Raw genomic sequence first — 19,045 nt, 5'->3', positions numbered from 1 at the left:
TAAAAAATGGCGCAAGCCAGCAGATCTGCTTGCGCCATTTAGGTCGGTACCTTGCGGCGGTTTTATTTGCCGTAGATATCGAAGTCGAAGTACTTGTCCTGTATTGCCTTGTACTTGCCGTTGGCTCGGATAGCAGCGATAGCGGCATTGAGGCGGTCAAGGTTGGCTTTGTCGCCTTTGCGCACGGCGATGCCGATGCCGTCACCGAAGTATTTCGGATCGGTGAACGACGGGCCGACGAATGCGTAGCCTTTGCCCGCGTCGGTCTTCAGGAAACCGTCCTGTAACAGGGTAGCGTCAGCCACTGTTCCGTCCAGACGACCGGCACTGATGTCCAGGTAGATTTCGTTCTGCGAACCGTAAGGAATCACTTCTACGCCCAGCGGCGCGAGTGTCTCACGGGCGAAGCGTTCATGGATCGCGCCACGCTGCACACCGATTTTCTTGCCTTTGAGCTCAGCGAGGTTGTCGCTGACCCTGGTGCCTTCCTTCATCACCAGACGAGCCGGCGAATTGTAGTACTTGCCGGTGAAATCCACGGACTTCTTGCGGTCTTCGGTGATGGACATCGAAGACAGGATCGCGTCGATCTTGCGCACTTTCAACGCAGGGATCAGGCCGTCGAACTCCTGCTCGACCCACGTGCATTTGGCTTTCATTTCTTCACACAGCGCGTTGCCGATGTCGTAGTCGAAACCGACGATGCTGCCGTCCGGTGCCTTGGATGCAAACGGAGGGTACGCGGCTTCAATACCGATTTTCAGCGGCTTTTCATCAGCGAATGTCGGCTGGGCAAGCACGGACAACGCCAGCGCGCCAATAAGCATGAGCTTTTTCATTTACAGAACTCCATCGGTAAAGCACGACAAGTGGCAGAGTGGGCAGCGCCCATTATGCGAAAGGACCATCCAGAGAGAGAGCGACGTCAGGCATCCGATACCGGGTTGCGGGTCACCGGCCTCTGACGAGTGAGGGGCATTTTAACGACAGGCTTGAAGTCGATATTTCTTCAATGCGACAACAAGTTACAGAAGCACTTGAAAAGCACGCCGAGCCTGTTGACGAAGAGGAAATCCCGTGATCCAGCAAAACAGATTTAACCTGCTGATGCAGCAAAAAGCGCGCCCATTATTGGCAAAGCCTTCTAATCCGGCAAGCCCAGCGTGTCGCCGGGCTTGAGAAATACGGCCACGCGCGGCTTATTCCTACAAATATCGGGACGAATGTCCCACAAGGTAGCCGTCGGGAGAAACGGCGGGTAGACGCGTAACAGGTCGATATATCCCGGCACGATGACTGACGTGGATGGCATCAATACTCAGCTATTGCATCCCCAATCGCTCGGTTGACGCAGATGTGAAGGCGCGGAGCGCCTGAGAGGCATTCCCACGCTGGAGCGTGGGAATGATCAGAGAGGTATCAGGCAGCGCTCATCGTCTTGTGGGTGTCGATCAAGTGCTGCACCACGCCTGGATCGGCCAGGGTCGAGATGTCGCCCAGCGCGTCATACTCGGCCGTGGCGATCTTGCGCAGGATACGGCGCATGATCTTGCCCGAACGGGTTTTCGGCAGCCCCGGCGCCCATTGGATGAAGTCCGGGGACGCGATCGGGCCGATTTCCTTGCGCACCCAGTTGCGCAGTTCGATACGCAGCGCCTCGTCAGCCGTTTCACCGGCGTTGAGCGTGACGTACACGTAGATGCCCTGCCCTTTTAGGTCATGCGGCACACCGACCACCGCCGCTTCGGCAACTTTGGGGTGCGCGACCATCGCACTTTCGATCTCGGCCGTGCCCATGCGGTGGCCAGAAACGTTGAGCACGTCGTCCACGCGGCCGGTGATCCAGTAGTAGCCATCCTCGTCACGACGCGCGCCGTCACCGGTGAAGTACATGCCGCGAAAGGTCTTGAAGTAGGTGTCGACGAAACGGTCATGATCGCCGTACAGCGAACGCGACTGACCCGGCCAGGAATCGAGAATCACCAGATTGCCTTCGGCTGCGCCTTCGATCAGGTTGCCCAGGTTGTCCACCAGCGCGGGAATCACGCCAAAGAAAGGACGCGTTGCCGAACCCGGCTTGAGCGCGGTGGCACCCGGCAACGGGCTGATGAGGATGCCACCGGTTTCGGTCTGCCACCAGGTGTCGACGATCGGGCAGTTTTTCTTGCCCACCGTGTCGTAGTACCAGCCCCAGGCTTCAGGGTTGATAGGTTCGCCCACCGACCCCAGCAGACGCAGGCTGGAACCGTCTGCGCCCTCTACCGAACGCGTGCCTTCAGCCATCATGGCGCGAATGGCCGTCGGTGCGGTGTAGAGAATATTGACCTTGTGCTTGTCGATGATTTTCGACACGCGGGTGATGTCCGGGTAGTTCGGCACGCCTTCGAACAGCAGTGTGGTTGCACCGTTGGCCAGCGGGCCGTAGACAATGTAACTGTGGCCGGTCACCCAACCGACGTCTGCAGTACACCAGTAGATTTCGCCCGGCTTGTAGTCAAACACGCGCTCGTGGGTCAGTGCTGCGTAGAGCAGATAGCCGGCCGTGGTGTGCAACACGCCCTTGGGCTTGCCGGTGGAACCTGAGGTGTACAGGATGAACAGGGATTCTTCAGCGCCCATTTCTTTCGGCGCACAGATGCTCGACGCCACTTCCAGCAACGCGTGATACCAGATATCGCGGTGGCGGTTCCACTCGATCTCGCCGCCGGTGCGCTTGCAGACGATGACTTTCTGCACGCTGCTGGTTTCAGGGTTAGTCAGGGCGCGGTCGACGTTGGCCTTGAGCGGGGTTTTCTTGCCGCCACGCAGACCTTCGTCAGCGGTGATGACCACTTTGGAGCTGCAATCGATGATGCGGCCGGCCAACGCTTCCGGCGAGAAGCCGCCGAACACGACCGAGTGAATGGCTCCGATCCGGGCGCACGCCAACATGGCGACCACAGCCTCGGGGATCATTGGCATATAGATGGTCACCACGTCGCCACGGTGTACATCCTGGCCACGCAAGGCGTTGGCGAACTTGCAGACTTCGGCGTGCAGTTCGCGGTAGGTGATTTCACGGTGTTCGGAAGGATCGTCGCCTTCCCAGATAATCGCGATGCTGTCGCCGCGCTCCTCCAGATGACGGTCCAGGCAGTTATAGGCAACGTTCAGCGTGCCATCGGAAAACCACTTGATGTCGACGCGGTGATCGTCGAACGAAGTCTGTTTGACGTTTGTGAAGGGCTTGATCCAATCGAGGCGCTTGGCCTGCTCACGCCAGAAGCCATCGGGGTTGACCACCGACTGCTGGTACATGGCCTTGTAGGTTGCCTCATCCGTCAGCGTGTTCGCTGCGACTTCTGGGCGGACGGGGTACAGGGAAGCTGCACTCATCTTGGTTACCTCGGTGGATAGTTGTTGTTTTATGACTCCGTTGTATCCCGCCCCATCCTACAGGGCCATTCGACGTTGGTCTTACCGAAATGGCACGGGCCTGTCCGCACGGTCGGCAAGCCTCGACTTCAAGCTTTGCCGAATGATTGTTACCGTTTCGATAAAAAGGCTTATCAAAAGCCTTTATATATGTCGTGCCACCAGAAGCCTAGAATCAACTCCGCCAACTTGGCAACTACCAGCAGCCCCCACACAGGCCCGGTTTTAATCAACTCAATCGCCATGCTCCCCTGAACTCGATTATTCGTCAGGCGCATTCGCTCGCACTCAAGAAGGTAAACAGCAATGAAAGCTTCAATCGCGATTCTGGCACTTTGCGGTCTCAGTACTCTGGCAATGGCCGAAGAATCGCAAACCAAGGTCGCCGCGCAACAGGCACGCATCGAGCAATATACCTACGGCACGCATCTGGACATCGCCAAAGTGATTTCCACCAGTCAGATCCCTGACGTCTGTCAGGTCGTGCCGGCACGCATGGTTTATGAAGACTCGCAGGGCAAGCAGCACATCATGAGTTATCAGGTGATGGGCAACGGTTGCAGCAACGGCTGACACCCGCTCGATGGGCGCGACGCCTCGCAGATGGTTGTGCAGACGGATCGTGCGAGGCGCCTCCTAATAGATTCACCGTGTTATTCAACGTGTTTGCCCACTTCATATTCACGCAACTTGTTGGCAATGGTCGTATGTGAAACCCCCAGTCTTTTACCCAACTGCCGACTGCTGGGATAGTGCGCATAAAGTTGCTCCAGCACCGACTTTTCAAACCGCCCGACAATGGCCTCAAGCCCGCCGTCCAGTGACACGTCGGTCAGGGTCTGGCGCACGCCGTAATCCGGCAGCCGGATATGCTCGGCCTGAACCTGAGCGCCTTCGCACAACGAGACAGCTTGGAACAACACGTTCTCCAATTGCCGCACATTGCCCGGCCAGTGGTACTGACTCAGTCGTTTCAAAGCCGCAGGCGCAATACCGGGTAACGCGCAGCCAATCTGGCGACTGGCCTGATCGAGAAAGTGCTCGACCAGAGGCGTCAGGCCATCCAGACATTCGCGCAACGGCGGAATGTGCAGTGTGAGCACATTGAGCCGGTGATAAAGGTCCTGCCGGAAGACGCCCTGGGCGCAGAGTTCGGACAGGTCGACCTGGGTTGAACACATCACGCGCACATCGAGGTACATGTCTTCGTCACTGCCGACGCGGCGAAAGCAGCCATCCTGAATGAATCGCAGCAATTTGGCCTGCATTCGCGCGCTCAACTCGCCGACACCATCGAGAAACAGCGTACCGCCTGCGGTCAGCTCCAGGAGGCCCAGCCGACCTTCTACCCGAGCCCCTTCGAACGCGCCGGGGTCGTAGCCGAACAGTTCGGTTTCGGCCATCGATTCCGAAAGCCCCGCGCAGTTGAGCGCCATCATCGGTGACTGCCCGCGCGGGCTGGACAAATGACACGCGCGGGCCAGCAGTTCCTTGCCGGTTCCTGTCTCGCCTTCTATCAACAGCGGCGCGTCCAGCGGCGCCATGCGCCGAGCCTCACGCACCACGGCAGCCATGACCTTCGAACTCTGGAAGATACTGTCGAAGCCGCGCAGTTCCTGCTTGCGCACGTGATAAATGCGCTCGCCCACCCGGTCCGCCCGGTGCAGCGTCAATACCGCGCCCGCCATTGCCTCACTGTCGTCATGCTCGGACTGCAACGGCGCGATGTCGGCGAGGAACACATCGCCGCGCACCTTGATGCGCAGACCGTTGATGCGTGATTTGTTGGCGCGCACCAACGCGGGCAGGTCGAAATCCTCCGCATAGCGCGAGAGTGGAATCCCGGGCACTTCATCGACCCGCACGCCGAGCAGTTGAGCCGCTGCCCGATTGGCAGCCACGATGGCCCCAGCCATGTCGATGGACAGCACCGGAAACTCAAGCGCCCCCAGCAAAGCGTTCAGCTCCATGTGGCGACGTTCGCTGGGCATCAAACCGACGCGTTTGACGCCGAACACACCGGTAATCGCCTCGAACCGGGGGCGCAAGGCCTGAAACTGCATGTTGATCAGGTTTGGGCAGTGCAGATAGATCGCATCGCCATGCTCGCCACCCACCTCCCCTCTGGCCACGTTCACCCCGTAGGCGACGAGCAGATCGAGTATGTCGCGCAGAATGCCGATGCGATTCTGACAATGGACCTTGATGCGCATGGATGCTCGCCCTTCTTGGCGTCGATGTTTTTGTGGTTGCACAAAGTCTAGCGTCAACAATACGTGACAGCCCAGCGCAAATACCTGCTCCAGAGGCCTTTATTTACCGAACAGACCAAGCGATCGTAAAGTTTTCGTTACGCACAAGACCATCAATGATGAGCCTCGTTCAGGGTAAGACGCTGACGTTACCCAGGATTTGCGCTATTTCTGGCTCATCGCTCTTTGCTTAGAAAGCAGCCGCATAACAACAACAGCGCTCTTCAGGAGACCAGCATGGCCCAGACGCACTACGTCGCGCGTGAGCCCGACGCACAGGGTTTCATCGATTACCCGGCCGCCGAACACGCGGTGTGGAACACGCTGATCACTCGCCAGATGAAAGTGATCAAAGGCCGTGCCTGTCAGGAATACCTGGACGGCATCGAGCAACTGGGCCTGCCCCATGACCGCATCCCGCAACTGGGCGAAATCAACAAGGTACTGGGGGCAACCACCGGCTGGCAGGTCGAGCGCGTGCCCGCACTGATTCCGTTCCAGACCTTTTTCGAACTGCTGGCCAGCAAGCGCTTTCCCGTTGCGACATTCATCCGCACTGAGGAAGAACTGGATTACCTGCAGGAGCCCGACATCTTTCACGAGATATTTGGCCACTGCCCGTTGCTGACCAACCCCTGGTTCGCCGAATTTACCCACACTTACGGCAAGCTGGGCCTGAGCGCGACCAAGGAACAGCGTGTTTATCTGGCCCGGCTGTACTGGATGACCATCGAATTTGGTCTGGTGGACACACCCCAAGGGCGCAAAATCTACGGCGGCGGCATTCTGTCTTCGCCCAAGGAAGCGGTGTACAGCCTGTCGTCTGAGCCCGAGCATCAGCCCTTCGACCCCCTCGAAGCCATGCGCACGCCTTATCGCATCGACATCCTGCAACCGGTGTATTTTGTCCTGCCCGACCTCAAGCGCCTGTTCGATGTGGCGCAGGAAGACATCATGGGGCTGGTCGAGCGCGGTATGCAGATGGGTCTGCATGCGCCAAAATTTCCGCCTAAAACCAAAAACCACGCGGCCTGATCGGCAGCCACGCGTCATAAGGAACCCTTTTCATGACTACACTCAACCAAGCCCACTGTGAAGCCTGCCGGGCCGACGCGCCTCAAGTCAGCGAAGCCGAGCTGCCAGCGCTGATCAAGCAGATCCCGGACTGGAACATCGAAGTACGCGACAGCGTCATGCAGTTGGAAAAAGTCTTCCTGTTCAAGAATTTCAAGTTTGCTCTGGCGTTTACCAACGCGGTCGGTGACATCGCCGAGGCCGAGGGCCATCATCCCGGCCTGCTGACCGAATGGGGCAAAGTGACCGTGACCTGGTGGAGCCATTCGATCAAAGGGCTGCACCGTAATGACTTCATCATGGCCGCCCGCACCGACGAGGTGGCCAAAGACGCCGAGGGACGCAAATAATGCATTTCAAGGACATCCAGCGCGTACCGGGCGATCCGATCCTGGGCCTGATCGAGGCGTATGCCAACGACACGCACCCGGGCAAGTTCGATTTGGGCGTGGGTGTCTACAAGGATTCGCAGGGCCAGACGCCTGTCCCCCGTGCGGTGAAGGCCGCCGAGCAACGTCTGGTCGAGCGGCAGATGACCAAGACCTATATCGGCAGCCACGGCGATCCTCGCTTCGGTGCGCTGATCAGTGAGTTGGTGTTGGGCGGCGATTCATCGCATCTGAAGGCCAAACGTGCAGGCGCGACCCAGACGCCGGGCGGCACTGGTGCACTGCGGCTGGCGGCGGAGTTCATCGCCCAATGCTTGCCTGGCAAGAGCATCTGGCTGAGCGACCCGACCTGGCCGCTGCATGAAACCATCTTCAACAATGCAGGCCTCAAGGTCGGTCACTACCCTTACGTGGGCAGCGACAACGTGCTGAACGTGGAAGGCATGCTGGACGCTCTGCGCCAGGTTCCGCAGGGCGATGTGGTGCTGCTGCATGCGTGCTGCCATAACCCGACCGGCTTTGACCTGTCTCATGACGAGTGGCGAGAAGTGCTGGCAATCGTGCAAAGCCGCGACTTGCTGCCGCTGATCGACTTCGCCTATCAAGGGTTTGGGGACGGTCTGGAAGAAGATGCCTGGGCAGTGCGCCTGTTTGCCGAAGCGTTGCCAGAACTGCTGGTGACCAGTTCGTGTTCGAAGAACTTCGGGTTGTACCGTGAACGCACCGGTGCGCTGATCGTCTGTGCAGATGATGCACCGAAACTGCTGGATGCACGCAGTCAGTTGGCGAGCATCGCCCGCAACCTGTGGTCGAACCCACCGGATCATGGGGCTGCGGTGGTGGCGGAGATTTTGGGCGATCCCGAGCTGAAAAGCCTGTGGGCCGACGAAGTTGAAGAAATGCGTCAACGGGTTGCCCAACTGCGTAACGGGCTGGTCGAAGCCCTGACACCTCTGGGGCTGGGTGACCGATTCGCCCACATCGCCCGGCAACGCGGCATGTTTTCCTACACCGGCATCGACAGCGAACACGTGACACGGCTGCGTGAAGAGCAGAGCGTGTACATGGTCAGCGATGGAAGAGCCAACATGGCCGGTATCGATGCCAGCCGTCTGGACCAACTGGCGCAGGCGATTGCAGCGGTGTGCAAAGGATAAAGGGCAGTAGTTGGCAGCAGGCGCAGTGTTGGGCCAAGACGTCTCTGAAAACGTGGAGGTCCCACCCCCTCTTCAACGCAGTGCCGCCGAGCAACAAACACCGGTTCCGTGGGAGCGGACTTGTCCGCGAATGCAGCACTTCAGCCACCCTATCTTCGTTGGACGTACCGGCCTATCGCGGACGAGTCAGCTCCTACATAAGTGGCATTGAGCCACTCCATAAAGGCCTATCGCCAGCCAGCATGCCCCGGACAGTGAAATCCGTTTTTTGTTTCGCCACTCAGTCAATTCGTTGAAAAAAATATCGGGATTGTCATTTTTAGTGGGGTATTCTGCGCAGGCTTTTTTAAAGCACGGTTCTATCTGCAACCCCTTGCGAGGAGCGATGACGATGCATGAAATCCCTAACTTCCCACCAGGCCAACAGGAACCACAGCAGTCGACTCTGGCTCAACAGGAGCTCGGTCAACCTGCCGCAATGAAAGCTGCACCCTCGGCTCAAGACAGCCAAAAAGCCCGAAGCAAAGACTGACGGCGATTTTTTCAGGCGTATCGAAAAACGGTGTTGCCGATTTTCAATACGCCTGGAAAACCAGCCAGCACAACCGGAAACCCCATGAACGATTTCACCGAAACCCAAGCCAGCGCACTGATCGGCACCGCCGAAAAGATGATCGAAATCTGGTCACGCCTGAGCCCGGAAAAACAGCAAGCTCTGCTGGCCCGCTTCAGCACTCAGGAAAATGCCCTGGCCGCACTGGTCACGACCCATCTCGTAGCACCGGCGCAGCCTTGACTCGCCGCCCTTCTCTCGCAGATTTATTTCAATCTGTTACCAGCATCGCCCGATGCGCCGTATGATGACCAGATCGAGAGCTTGCTAAGGATTTTTTCCTGCACGCTGTCCCATAGCAAGGCTTAACGTCACACGTCCACTTTGTTACCAGAATGAAACCCTTCTCCATGCCCGAGACACACACTGCTGCACCGCAAACCCCGATGGCCATCACGCTGACGGTGGTGTCCATCGTCATGTTCACCTTCATCGGCTACTTGAACATCGGCATCCCCCTCGCCGTCCTGCCCGGTTATGTCCACAGCGATCTAGGGTTCGGCGCGGTAATGGCGGGCCTGGTGATCAGCGTGCAGTACCTGGCCACCGTGATCAGCCGCCCGTGGGCGAGCCGTATCATCGATAACCTGGGCAGTAAGAAAGCCGTGCAGATAGGCCTCACCGGGTGCGGCCTGAGCGGTGTGTTCATGCTGGTGCCTGTCTGGCTGCAAGCGTGGCCGATGGCGAGCCTGGTGGTGCTGTTGATTGGTCGGGTGATTCTGGGCAGCGCGGAAAGTCTGGTGGGTTCGGGCTCGATTGGCTGGGGCATCGGCCGGGTCGGCGCACAGAACACCGCCAAGGTGATTTCCTGGAACGGCATCGCCAGTTATGGCGCGCTGGCCATCGGTGCGCCGCTGGGTGTCTGGATGGTCAAAGAATTGGGCCTGTGGACGGTGGGCGTGAGCATCATGCTGCTGTGCGCGACGGGGCTGCTGCTGACGTGGAAGAAACCGGGTGCGCCTATCGTTCATGGCGAGCGCTTGCCGTTCATGCACGTGCTGGGACGCGTCTTTCCCCACGGCATGGGTTTGGCGCTGGGCGGTATCGGCTTCGGCACCATCGCGACCTTCATTACCCTGTATTACGCCAGCAATCACTGGCCGAACGCTGCCCTGTGCCTGACCCTATTCGGTGCCAGCTTCATCACGGCACGCTTGCTGTTCGGCAACCTGATCAATCGTCTGGGCGGCTTTCGAGTGGCAATCGCCTGCCTGTCGGTCGAGACACTGGGCCTGCTGTTCCTGTGGATGGCACCCACGCCGGGCTTGGCGCTGGCGGGTGCGGCACTGACAGGTTTTGGCTTTTCGCTGGTATTTCCGGCGCTGGGCGTGGAAGCCGTCAATCTGGTTCCGGCTTCAAGCCGAGGCGCGGCAGTGGGTGCCTATTCGCTGTTCATCGACCTGTCGCTGGGCATCACAGGACCGCTAGCCGGAGCGATTGCCGCCGGTTTCGGCTTTGTATCGATCTTCCTGTTCGCCGCCCTCGCGTCGCTGAGCGGATTGGGCCTGAGCGTTTATCTGTACCGTCAGGCGCAGGCCTTGAGGCAGCAGCAGGCAGGCTGATTGCGCGTCAGTGTGTCTTGGGCTTCTTCTTGGCCAGCAGGTGCGAGAACACCGCTTGCAGATCATCCGAACCCGCGTCTTCATCCAGGTTGAGCTTGCTGTCGATGTGATCCATGTGATGCATCATCAGCTCGACCGCCAGCACCGCATCCCGGGCCTCGATGGCGTCGATCAACTGGTTGTGCTCGTCGTAGGAACAGTGCGTGCGGTTGCCGGTTTCGTACTGGGCAATGATCAATGACGTTTGGGACACCAGGCTGCGCTGGAAGCTGATCAGCGGTGCGTTTTTGGCCGCGACCGCCAACTGCAGGTGGAACTCGCCGGACAGGCGAATGCCTGCACCTCGATCTCCACGGGAAAAACTGTCGCGCTCCTCGCTCACCATCTGGCGCAACTGAGCGAGTTGTGCGGCACTGGCGTGCTCGACAGCCAGCTCGGTGATGGCCTTTTCCACCATGCGTCGGGCGAAGAACACCTGCCGGGCTTCCTCGACACTGGGACTTGCGACCACTGCGCCCCGATTGGGCCGCAACAGCACAACCCCCTCATGCCCCAGACGCGACAGCGCGCGACGAATGATGGTGCGACTCACACCAAAGATGTCCCCCAATGCCTCTTCACTCAGCTTGGTGCCCGGTGCCAGACGCTGCTCAAGGATGGCGTCGAAAATATGCGCATAGACGATGTCGTCCTGGGTCAGGCTAACGCTGGCTTTGGCAGGTCGCGTCGGTTTCTTGAGGGGCAGGGACTGATCGTTCATGAGCACTCGGGCGCAGGTGGATAACGGCGTTGCGACGCGCGCATTGTACACAGGGCCAAACCGGAATGGCTCACTCGCGCCTGCGCACCTGAACACCTGAACACCTGAACACCTGAACAGCGTCCGAAAAAAAGCCCGCAGTGTGCGCGGGCAAGCGAGTATCAGCTGCCCCGGTAGGTCGAGTAGCTGTAGGGCGAGATTAACAGCGGGACATGGAAGTGGGCCTGACCTGCGTCAATGCCGAAGCGCAGTACCACCACATCGAGAAAAGCCGGTTCGTTCAGCGCCACACCTCGCGCCCGGTAATAATCGCCTGCATGGAAATGCAATTGGTAGACGCCGGATCGGTAATCGTCGCCCTGCAACAAGGGCGCGTCGCAGCGGCCATCGTCATTGGTGACAGTGCTTGCAACCTTGCGCAGTTGCTCGCCTTCAACCCGGTACAGCTCGATAACGATGGCGGCACCTGGGCAGCCATGCGCGGCGTCCAGTACGTGTGTGGTCAATTTTCCCAAGGCACTGCTCCTTGCCGTGATGGTTGCGACGAAACTGCACCAAAGGGGTGCCCGTCATGAGGCTGCTGTCAGCGATTAAGACACCTTTCAAAAAACCTGTACATGCTCGGCTTGAAAACGGCTGGGGCTGAATGCGCTGATTTGGCCGGGCCAAGGCGAGAAACAGTGAAGCGAAGGAAATCAATCAGGTTTTTCATATTAAGCTGACCGGTCAGGCAGGTTTCTTGCTTGTGCAAAGAATGCGGAGGCTTCGCACGCTGTATATCGCCAAGGCGGACAGCATGCGAGGTTACAATTTCAAAAATAAATTGTATACAATCCTTGCGCTGCGGGGCCGTTCAGCCTGCGCACCGAACCTGATTTCACGCCCATAAGGAAGCCTGCAGTGAGCGCCGAATACCCACGCGATCTGATCGGATACGGTAACAACCCGCCTCACCCTCACTGGCCGGGCAATGCACGGATTGCGCTGTCCTTCGTGCTGAACTACGAGGAAGGCGGCGAGCGCAATATCCTGCATGGCGACAAAGAGTCCGAAGCGTTTCTGTCCGAAATGGTCGCTGCGCAACCGCTGCAGGGCCAGCGCAACATGAGCATGGAATCGCTCTACGAATACGGCAGCCGCGCCGGTGTGTGGCGCATTCTCAAGCTGTTCAAACAGTTCGATCTTCCCCTGACGATCTTCGCCGTGGCGATGGCTGCGCAACGTCATCCTGACGTGATTCGCGCGATGGTCGCCGACGGTCATGAAATCTGCAGCCACGGCTATCGCTGGATCGACTACCAGAATATGGACGAAGCCCTGGAGCGCGAACACATGCGCCAGGCTATTCGCATCCTCACCGATATCACCGGCGAACGTCCGCTGGGCTGGTACACCGGCCGCACCGGCCCCAACACCCGTCGGCTGGTGATGGAAGAAGGCGGCTTTCTTTATGACTGCGACACCTACGATGACGACCTGCCCTACTGGGAACCGAACAACCCCACTGGCAAGCCGCATCTGGTGATTCCGTACACGCTGGACACCAACGACATGCGCTTCACTCAAGTGCAGGGCTTCAACAACGGCGAGCAGTTCTTCCAGTACCTCAAGGATGCGTTCGACGTGCTGTACGCCGAGGGCGAAGAGGCCCCGAAAATGCTTTCGATAGGCTTGCACTGCCGTCTGATCGGGCGCCCTGCCCGGCTCGCAGCGCTCAAGCGGTTCATCGAATACGTCAAAGGCCATGAGCGGGTGTGGTGTGCACGGCGTATCGACATCGCGCGTCACTGGCACGCCGAACACCCCTTCACCGAGGTTGCACAATGACCGTCTTTGCCGGCCTGAAGCCTTCTTCACTAAGCCGCGACGCGTTCATCGCGACCTTCGCCGACATCTACGAACACTCTCCCTGGGTTGCGCAACACGCCTACGATCTCGGGACGCCAGACGTGCTGGACCACATCGAAACCCTGCATGCGCGCATGAGCGATATCCTGCTTGGCGCCACGCAAACGCAACAACTGGCACTGATCAATGCGCACCCGGACCTGGCTGGCAAGGCCGCAGTTAAGGGCGAGTTGACCCAGGCCAGCAGCCATGAACAGGCAGGCGCAGGCATCCACCTCTGCACACCTGAAGAGTTCCAGCGCTTCACCGAGTTGAATGAGGCTTACAAGGCCCGCTTCGGCTTTCCGTTCATCATGGCGGTCAAGGGCAGCGACAGGCACAAGATACTGGCGGCGTTCGAACAACGCCTCCATCACTCGCCGCAGGCCGAGTTCGCTTGCGCCCTGGCCGAGATCAACAAAATCGCGCTGTTCCGTTTGCAGGCGCTTGAAGCGCCGCGCTCATCCAACGTTTAGAAGGCAGACAAGAAACATGAAAGTTTACGCCGCACCGTTCGAGAAGTTCGTGAACCTGGCTGATGCGCGTCTGGGCACGAAGGTTTTGTCTGTGACCGACGACTGGTTTGCCGATGCCAACCGCCTGTTCCAGCCGACGCCTGCGGTCTGGAAGGAAGGCGTGTTCGATGACAACGGCAAGTGGATGGACGGCTGGGAGTCGCGTCGCAAACGCTTCGAAGGTTACGACAGCGCAGTGATCCGCCTGGGCGTGGCGGGCACCATCAAGGGCGTGGACATCGACACCTCTTTTTTCACGGGCAACTTCCCGCCGTCCGCCTCGCTGGAGGCCTGCTTTCTGGCCTCGGGCGAACCTGACGAAAACACCGCATGGACCGAAGTGCTGCCTTCAGTGGAGCTGAAAGGCAACAGCCATCACTATCACGAAATCAGCCACGAGCAGCCGTTCAGCCATTTGCGCTTCAACATCTACCCGGACGGCGGTGTGGCCCGCCTGCGCGTGCATGGTGTGCCGCATCGAGACTGGACCACGGTCGGTGACGGCGAGCAGATCGATCTGGTGGCCGCGCTCAATGGCGGTCGTTCGATTGCCTGCTCGGATGAGCACTACGGCAGCATGAGCAACATTCTCAATCCGGGCCGTGGCGTCAACATGGGCGACGGCTGGGAAACCGCCCGCCGCCGTACGCCCGGCAACGACTGGGTCATCGTTGCGCTGGGGCATCCGGGAGAAGTCGAGAAGGTCATCGTCGACACCCTGCACTTCAAGGGCAACTACCCGGACAGCTGCTCGATCCAGGGCGCGTTCGTCAAAGGTGGCACCGACAGCCAGATCGAAACCCAGAGCCTGTTCTGGCGCGAACTGCTGCCCAGCCAGAAACTGACCATGCACGCCGAGCACGAATTCGCCGAGCAGATCAACGCCATCGGCCCTATCACCCATATCCGCCTGAACGTGTTCCCGGATGGTGGCGTGAGCCGGTTGCGGGTGTTGGGCAAGGTGTCGCGATAGGCTTGGGCAGACACGTACATCCGTGAGAGAGAGCTTGCTCGCGAAGGCTGTGTTTCACGCATCGCAATGACCGGGAGCATTGGCCTCTTCGCGAGCAAGCTCGCTCCCACCGAATCCGTGTTTGTACTGGGACGATGATCATCCTGAAAACAGAAGAACCCGCATGCGCAAACTGATAATCGAGCCGTTGACCAAGCAAGCCTTTGCGCCGTTCGGCGATGTGATTGAAACCGATGGCAGCGATCATTTCATGATCAATAACGGTTCGACCATGCGCTTTCATCGTCTGGCCGAGGTGCAAACCGCACAGCCGGACGACAAGGCGATCATCAGCATCTTCCGCGCCGAGGCGCTGCCGATGCCGTTGACCATCACCATGCTGGAGCGTCATCCGCAGGGCAGTCAGGCGTTCATACCGCTGCTCGGCAATCCTTTTCTGATCGTGGTCGCGCCAGTTGGCGATGCACCTGATTCAGGGCTGACCCGTGCCTTCGTGTCCAACGGCAGGCAGGGTATCAATTACCATCGCGGCGTCTGGCACCATCCGGTGCTGACGATCGAAAAGCGGGATGATTTCCTGGTGGTTGATCGCAGTGGAACCGGCAATAACTGCGATGAGCATTACTTTGCAGAGCATCAGTTGATGGTGCTCGATCCCGACACCCAGGAAGGGCCTGAGCACCCGTGAAGTGGTGACAGGTATTTAGGTAAGCACCGTGGCTGCACATCTGATGGAATGGCTGAATCTGGGCATACGCTGGATTCACATGATTGTGGGCGTTGCCTGGATCGGCGCATCGTTCTACTTCGTCTGGCTGGAAAACAACCTCAACCGCAAAAACCCGCGTGACGGACTTTCAGGCGATCTTTGGGCGATCCACGGTGGTGGCATTTATCACCTGGAAAAATACAAACTCGCCCCGCCGACCATGCCGGAGAACCTGCATTGGTTCAAATGGGAAGCCTACTCGACCTGGCTGTCGGGCGTGGCCCTATTGTGCGTGGTGTTTTATGCCAACCCGACGTTGTACCTGCTGGCACCGGGCAGCAGCCTGTCGGGCGCGGAAGGTGTGCACATCGGACTGGGTTCGCTGTTCGTCGGCTGGTTCATCTACAGCTTTCTGTGCGACTCGGCGCTGGGCAAGCGCCCTGCTCTGCTGGGCCTGATCCTGTTCGTTCTGCTGGTCGCGGCAGCCTACGGGTTCAGCAAGGTGTTCAGCGGACGCGGGGCATACCTGCATGTCGGGGCGATCATGGGCACCATCATGGTCGGCAACGTGTTCCGCATCATCATGCCAGCGCAGCGCGCACTGGTCGCCGCCATTGCCGAAAACCGCACGCCGGACCCGAGCCTGCCGGCCAAGGGTCTACTGCGTTCGCGGCACAACAACTATTTCACCCTGCCGGTGCTGTTCATCATGATCAGCAACCACTTCCCGAGCACCTATGGCAGCGAATATAACTGGCTGATCCTGGCGGGCATCGCGCTGCTGGCGGTGTTGGTGCGCCATTACTTCAATACCCGGCATGACAGCCATCGCTTTGCCTGGACACTGCCGGTGGCGGCATTGGGCATGCTGTGCCTGGCCTACGTCACCGGCCCCGCGCAACCGCCGCAGGCAACAAAGATCGTCTATCAACCGTTGCCCGGCACGGCCGTGGGTGGGCATCGTGCCGATGAAAAGCCGCCTGAGCCGGTCGCAGCGCCCGCTCAGCCAGAGCCGCCCAAGGTAGCCGGTGCCGACTTCAACAAAGTGAATGACGTGATCCATCAACGCTGTACCGTTTGCCATTCAGCCAGCCCTACCAGCCAGTTGTTCAGCGTTGCGCCTGCCGGGGTAATGTTCGACACGCCTCAACAGATGCAGCAGCAGGCTCAGCGGATAAAGGCTCAAGCTGTCACCTCGCCGATCATGCCACTGGGCAACATCACCCAGATGACGCCGCAGGAGCGCGAACTGGTCGGGGCCTGGATCGACCAAGGCGCGAAACTGGACTGATTCAATCGGGCGGCGATCAACCTGAACGCCGCCCCGTTTTCGCCCCGGCCGCCCTGCGCTGGAGCACTTGAGCCAGACAGCGCGAGCCAGTATCCTCCGCCGCCGCTTCAGAACGTGCCGATCACCCACGCATTGATCAACGCAAACTGCGCAGCCCGTTGAATGGCTGTGCGTTAACGCGTCCTGAATTCCGAAAAACAGCTGAAACCGACATCCATGTGGCGGTTTTGGTGTTACGTCGGCTTTTTCTCGATGGTTGGCGCAGCTCTTGCTAACTAGTGGAAGTTGACCAGACAGACAAATTATTACCCCCGGACAAGGTGCCATTCAGAGCGCCAGTCTGCTCCATGATGTTCTAACTCAAGGGATACACCGAATGAATCGCACACTTTCCAGCGTGTTACTGGCCAGCAGTCTGCTGGCGGCAACGCCAGCTATGGCGGGGGATATTTTCCAGTGGCAGAGCAACAGCCTGACCTATCTGAATGGCAGAGACTTTGCCGTCAATCCGGAAATACAGCAGACCTTCACCTTTGAGCACGCGGACAGCTGGAAGTATGGCGACAACTTCTTATTCGTCGACAAGATCTTTTACAACGGCAAAAAAGATGCGGCTGCGGGCGATAACACCTACTACGGTGAAATCTCTCCGCGCTTGTCGATGGGCAAGATATTCGGGCAGAAGTTCGAGTTCGGGCCGATTACCGACGTGTTGCTGGCCGCCACTTACGAGTTCGGCGAAGGCGATAACGAGTCGTACCTGATCGGCCCTGCGTTCGATCTGAAGATTCCGGGTTTCGACTACTTCCAGCTCAACTTTTATCAGCGTCACACTGAGGGCAACCGTCCGGGCGACGGCGTCTGGCAGATCACGCCAGTCTGGTCGTACACCATTGCGGTCGGCAAATCGGATGTGCTGATCGACGGTTTCATGGACTGGGTGGTGGACAACGACGAGACGTCACGCGGCACTTACCACTCCAACCTGCACTTCAACCCACAGATCAAATACGACCTGGGCAAAGCGCTCAATTACCCGGAGCGGCAGCTGTATGTGGGTATCGAGTATGACTACTGGACCAACAAATACGGCATCAAGGACAGCGGTTCATTCGACACCGACCAGAACACCGCAAGCCTGCTGGTGAAAGTGTTCTTCTGATAAAACGCCGGACGCGGAGCGTCCTGAGCGACATTCCCAGGCGGAGCATAGGAACGATCAATACACCGATCGTGCCTACGCTCTGCGCTCATCGTTATCCACAAATCCTCGCGGATTAATGAAATGCCAACACGTGGGAGCGGACGTGTCCGCGAATACTGTGTTTCAGATGCAGCATCCTCGTCGGATGTACCCGCTTTCGCGGATAAGCAGAACGCTGCGCGTCCCATTGGCACTCCATGCCCGATCAGCACTAAGCCCGCGCAGCCTTCCACGCCTTGCCCGCGAAGGTGACGATCACCACCAGCAGCGCACCGGCGATGACGCCTGCGACAGCATCGATCAGCGTCGGGATAATGACCGACAGCCCCCCTACCGCACCCGCAGCACCCGCTGTCACGCCTTCGACCCAGTGATGGGCGAATGGCAGGCCATGAACCAGAATCCCGCCACCGACCATGAACATGGCTGCCGTGCCGAGAATCGACAGCAGTTTCATCAACACCGGCGCCAGCCACAACAGGCCTGCGCCGATGTTTTGCGCGAACGAACTGGCGCTTTTTTTGAGGTACAGCCCCAGATCGTCCAGTTTCACGATACCGGCCACCAGGCCGTACACGCCGACGGTGATCAACACGGCTACAATGACCAGCACGCCCACCTGATCCATGAACGGCCGTGTCGCAACCACGCCCAGCGCCAGCACGATGATTTCCGCCGAAAGAATGAAGTCCGTACGAATCGCGCCTTTGATGCGCTCTTTCTCGAATGCCACCATGTCCACCGAGGCATCGCTCGTGGCCTGTTTACGCTGCTCGTGCTCGTCGCCGCTTTCCTTGTGCAGCCACTTGTGGGCGATTTTTTCGAAGCCTTCGAAGCACAGAAACGCACCGCCAATCATCAACAGCGGCAGGATGCCCCAAGGCGCGAAGGCGCTGATCAACAGCGCAGTCGGCACCAGAATCGCCTTATTGAGCAGCGAGCCCTTGGCCACGGCCCATACCACCGGCAGTTCGCGGTCGGCCGTCACGCCGGTGACCTGTTGCGCATTGAGCGCCAGATCGTCGCCCAATACACCTGCGGTCTTCTTGGTGGCCAGCGCCACGTCGTCGAGCAGGGTCGCAATATCGTCCAGTAGAGTAAGCAAGCTTCCAGCAGCCAAAATCAAAGTCCTTGAGCAAAGTAGATAACCAATAACGGCGCTTATTGAATCACAGGCCAGCGCCCGGAACAGGACAGCGCACCACTCTGACCCGCACTCAGCGCGAAGGTTGTGTGGCGCGCCTA

The 19,045-nt window shown here is 58.9% G+C and carries 19 protein-coding genes; 12 read left to right on the top strand and 7 right to left on the bottom strand.

Annotated elements, in window-relative coordinates; genetic code table 11:
* Positions 1 to 62: 62 nt before the first annotated feature.
* The 3 genes from ALP40_RS03010 to acs form a co-directional block, all read right to left on the bottom strand.
* Entirely contained in the window at positions 63 to 839 is a 777-nt protein-coding gene (locus ALP40_RS03010; RefSeq protein ID WP_122206806.1) for an ABC transporter substrate-binding protein, read from the bottom strand.
* A 305-nt stretch (positions 840 to 1,144) separates the two neighbouring features.
* Positions 1,145 to 1,312 carry a hypothetical protein gene (locus ALP40_RS25475; RefSeq protein WP_183135989.1) on the bottom strand — a complete coding sequence of 56 codons (168 nt, stop codon included), beginning with the start codon at positions 1,310 to 1,312 and terminating at the stop codon, positions 1,145 to 1,147.
* Positions 1,313 to 1,419: 107 nt separating this feature from the next.
* Positions 1,420 to 3,375 (bottom strand): acetate--CoA ligase, encoded by a 1,956-nt coding sequence (gene acs, locus ALP40_RS03005; protein WP_122206805.1) that lies wholly within the window; start codon positions 3,373 to 3,375, stop codon positions 1,420 to 1,422.
* Positions 3,376 to 3,720: 345 nt separating this feature from the next.
* Here acs and ALP40_RS03000 point away from each other — a divergent pair, with 345 nt between their 5' ends.
* Positions 3,721 to 3,987, top strand: a complete 267-nt coding sequence (locus ALP40_RS03000) for a DUF2790 domain-containing protein (RefSeq protein WP_122206804.1) — start codon at positions 3,721 to 3,723, stop codon at positions 3,985 to 3,987.
* Positions 3,988 to 4,067: 80 nt separating this feature from the next.
* Here ALP40_RS03000 and ALP40_RS02995 read toward each other — a convergent pair whose 3' ends face one another.
* A complete protein-coding gene (locus ALP40_RS02995; protein WP_122206803.1) occupies positions 4,068 to 5,627 on the bottom strand; it encodes a sigma-54-dependent transcriptional regulator in 1,560 nt (519 codons plus the stop codon).
* A 276-nt stretch (positions 5,628 to 5,903) separates the two neighbouring features.
* Between ALP40_RS02995 and phhA the strand changes: the two genes are divergently transcribed.
* The 5 genes from phhA (at position 5,904) to ALP40_RS02970 (ending at position 10,461) form a co-directional block, all read left to right on the top strand.
* Positions 5,904 to 6,701, top strand: a complete 798-nt coding sequence (gene phhA / locus ALP40_RS02990; protein WP_122206802.1) for a phenylalanine 4-monooxygenase — start codon at positions 5,904 to 5,906, stop codon at positions 6,699 to 6,701.
* Positions 6,702 to 6,733: 32 nt separating this feature from the next.
* The gene (locus ALP40_RS02985) at positions 6,734 to 7,090 is read left to right on the top strand and encodes a 4a-hydroxytetrahydrobiopterin dehydratase (RefSeq protein ID WP_122206801.1); all 357 of its coding nucleotides are present in this window, start codon (positions 6,734 to 6,736) and stop codon (positions 7,088 to 7,090) included.
* Positions 7,090 to 8,286: an amino acid aminotransferase gene (locus ALP40_RS02980; protein ID WP_122206800.1), complete on the top strand. Its 1,197-nt coding sequence runs from the start codon at positions 7,090 to 7,092 to the stop codon at positions 8,284 to 8,286. Before ALP40_RS02985 ends, ALP40_RS02980 begins: the two co-directional genes overlap by 1 nt.
* A 616-nt stretch (positions 8,287 to 8,902) precedes the next feature.
* Positions 8,903 to 9,082 carry a hypothetical protein gene (locus tag ALP40_RS02975; RefSeq protein ID WP_122206799.1) on the top strand — a complete coding sequence of 60 codons (180 nt, stop codon included), beginning with the start codon at positions 8,903 to 8,905 and terminating at the stop codon, positions 9,080 to 9,082.
* Positions 9,083 to 9,249: 167 nt separating this feature from the next.
* A complete protein-coding gene (locus ALP40_RS02970) occupies positions 9,250 to 10,461 on the top strand; it encodes an MFS transporter (protein WP_122206798.1) in 1,212 nt (403 codons plus the stop codon).
* A gap of 7 nt (positions 10,462 to 10,468) precedes the next feature.
* Here the strand turns inward: ALP40_RS02970 and ALP40_RS02965 are convergent, their stop codons facing one another.
* The gene (locus ALP40_RS02965) at positions 10,469 to 11,221 is read right to left on the bottom strand and encodes a GntR family transcriptional regulator (protein ID WP_122206797.1); all 753 of its coding nucleotides are present in this window, start codon (positions 11,219 to 11,221) and stop codon (positions 10,469 to 10,471) included.
* 161 nt (positions 11,222 to 11,382) lie between these two features.
* Positions 11,383 to 11,736, bottom strand: a complete 354-nt coding sequence (uraH, locus tag ALP40_RS02960; protein WP_122206796.1) for a hydroxyisourate hydrolase — start codon at positions 11,734 to 11,736, stop codon at positions 11,383 to 11,385.
* A 385-nt stretch (positions 11,737 to 12,121) separates the two neighbouring features.
* On the opposite strand from uraH, the gene puuE reads away from it, so the two are divergent.
* From puuE to ALP40_RS02930, 6 genes are all read left to right on the top strand, one after another.
* Entirely contained in the window at positions 12,122 to 13,048 is a 927-nt protein-coding gene (puuE, locus tag ALP40_RS02955; RefSeq protein WP_122206795.1) for an allantoinase PuuE, read from the top strand.
* A complete protein-coding gene (gene uraD, locus ALP40_RS02950) occupies positions 13,045 to 13,584 on the top strand; it encodes a 2-oxo-4-hydroxy-4-carboxy-5-ureidoimidazoline decarboxylase (protein WP_122206794.1) in 540 nt (179 codons plus the stop codon). The genes puuE and uraD overlap by 4 nt, the downstream gene beginning before the upstream one ends.
* Positions 13,585 to 13,600: 16 nt before the next feature.
* Entirely contained in the window at positions 13,601 to 14,596 is a 996-nt protein-coding gene (gene alc, locus ALP40_RS02945) for an allantoicase (protein WP_122206793.1), read from the top strand.
* A 163-nt stretch (positions 14,597 to 14,759) separates the two neighbouring features.
* Positions 14,760 to 15,284: an ureidoglycolate lyase gene (locus ALP40_RS02940; protein WP_122206792.1), complete on the top strand. Its 525-nt coding sequence runs from the start codon at positions 14,760 to 14,762 to the stop codon at positions 15,282 to 15,284.
* Between the two features lie 28 nt (positions 15,285 to 15,312).
* Positions 15,313 to 16,596 (top strand): urate hydroxylase PuuD, encoded by a 1,284-nt coding sequence (locus ALP40_RS02935; protein ID WP_122206791.1) that lies wholly within the window; start codon positions 15,313 to 15,315, stop codon positions 16,594 to 16,596.
* A 376-nt stretch (positions 16,597 to 16,972) separates the two neighbouring features.
* Positions 16,973 to 17,758, top strand: coding sequence for an outer membrane protein OmpK (locus ALP40_RS02930; protein ID WP_122206790.1), 786 nt, complete (start codon positions 16,973 to 16,975; stop codon positions 17,756 to 17,758).
* Positions 17,759 to 18,011: 253 nt separating this feature from the next.
* Here ALP40_RS02930 and ALP40_RS02925 read toward each other — a convergent pair whose 3' ends face one another.
* Positions 18,012 to 18,920, bottom strand: a complete 909-nt coding sequence (locus ALP40_RS02925) for a DUF808 domain-containing protein (protein ID WP_122206789.1) — start codon at positions 18,918 to 18,920, stop codon at positions 18,012 to 18,014.
* Positions 18,921 to 19,045 lie beyond the last annotated feature (125 nt).

The organism is Pseudomonas viridiflava (genome assembly GCF_003702045.1).
In the GTDB taxonomy this organism is placed as follows: Bacteria; Pseudomonadota; Gammaproteobacteria; order Pseudomonadales; family Pseudomonadaceae; genus Aquipseudomonas; species Aquipseudomonas viridiflava_C.
Note: the sequence above shows the minus strand (reverse complement) of the source record. Positions and strands in the feature narration are given on the sequence as shown.

Excerpts from the sequence above, each read along its gene's own strand:
- ALP40_RS02965 (WP_122206797.1), bottom strand. The coding sequence starts at position 11,221 with ATGAACGATCAGTCCCTGCCCCTCAAGAAACCGACGCGACCTGCCAAA.
- ALP40_RS25475 (WP_183135989.1), bottom strand. The coding sequence starts at position 1,312 with ATGCCATCCACGTCAGTCATCGTGCCGGGATATATCGACCTGTTACGC.
- acs (WP_122206805.1), bottom strand. The coding sequence starts at position 3,375 with ATGAGTGCAGCTTCCCTGTACCCCGTCCGCCCAGAAGTCGCAGCGAAC.
- ALP40_RS02970 (WP_122206798.1), top strand. The coding sequence starts at position 9,250 with ATGCCCGAGACACACACTGCTGCACCGCAAACCCCGATGGCCATCACG.
- ALP40_RS02985 (WP_122206801.1), top strand. The coding sequence starts at position 6,734 with ATGACTACACTCAACCAAGCCCACTGTGAAGCCTGCCGGGCCGACGCG.
- ALP40_RS02975 (WP_122206799.1), top strand. The coding sequence starts at position 8,903 with ATGAACGATTTCACCGAAACCCAAGCCAGCGCACTGATCGGCACCGCC.
- ALP40_RS02995 (WP_122206803.1), bottom strand. The coding sequence starts at position 5,627 with ATGCGCATCAAGGTCCATTGTCAGAATCGCATCGGCATTCTGCGCGAC.
- uraD (WP_122206794.1), top strand. The coding sequence starts at position 13,045 with ATGACCGTCTTTGCCGGCCTGAAGCCTTCTTCACTAAGCCGCGACGCG.
- ALP40_RS02980 (WP_122206800.1), top strand. The coding sequence starts at position 7,090 with ATGCATTTCAAGGACATCCAGCGCGTACCGGGCGATCCGATCCTGGGC.
- alc (WP_122206793.1), top strand. The coding sequence starts at position 13,601 with ATGAAAGTTTACGCCGCACCGTTCGAGAAGTTCGTGAACCTGGCTGAT.
- phhA (WP_122206802.1), top strand. The coding sequence starts at position 5,904 with ATGGCCCAGACGCACTACGTCGCGCGTGAGCCCGACGCACAGGGTTTC.
- ALP40_RS02930 (WP_122206790.1), top strand. The coding sequence starts at position 16,973 with ATGAATCGCACACTTTCCAGCGTGTTACTGGCCAGCAGTCTGCTGGCG.
- ALP40_RS03000 (WP_122206804.1), top strand. The coding sequence starts at position 3,721 with ATGAAAGCTTCAATCGCGATTCTGGCACTTTGCGGTCTCAGTACTCTG.
- ALP40_RS03010 (WP_122206806.1), bottom strand. The coding sequence starts at position 839 with ATGAAAAAGCTCATGCTTATTGGCGCGCTGGCGTTGTCCGTGCTTGCC.
- ALP40_RS02940 (WP_122206792.1), top strand. The coding sequence starts at position 14,760 with ATGCGCAAACTGATAATCGAGCCGTTGACCAAGCAAGCCTTTGCGCCG.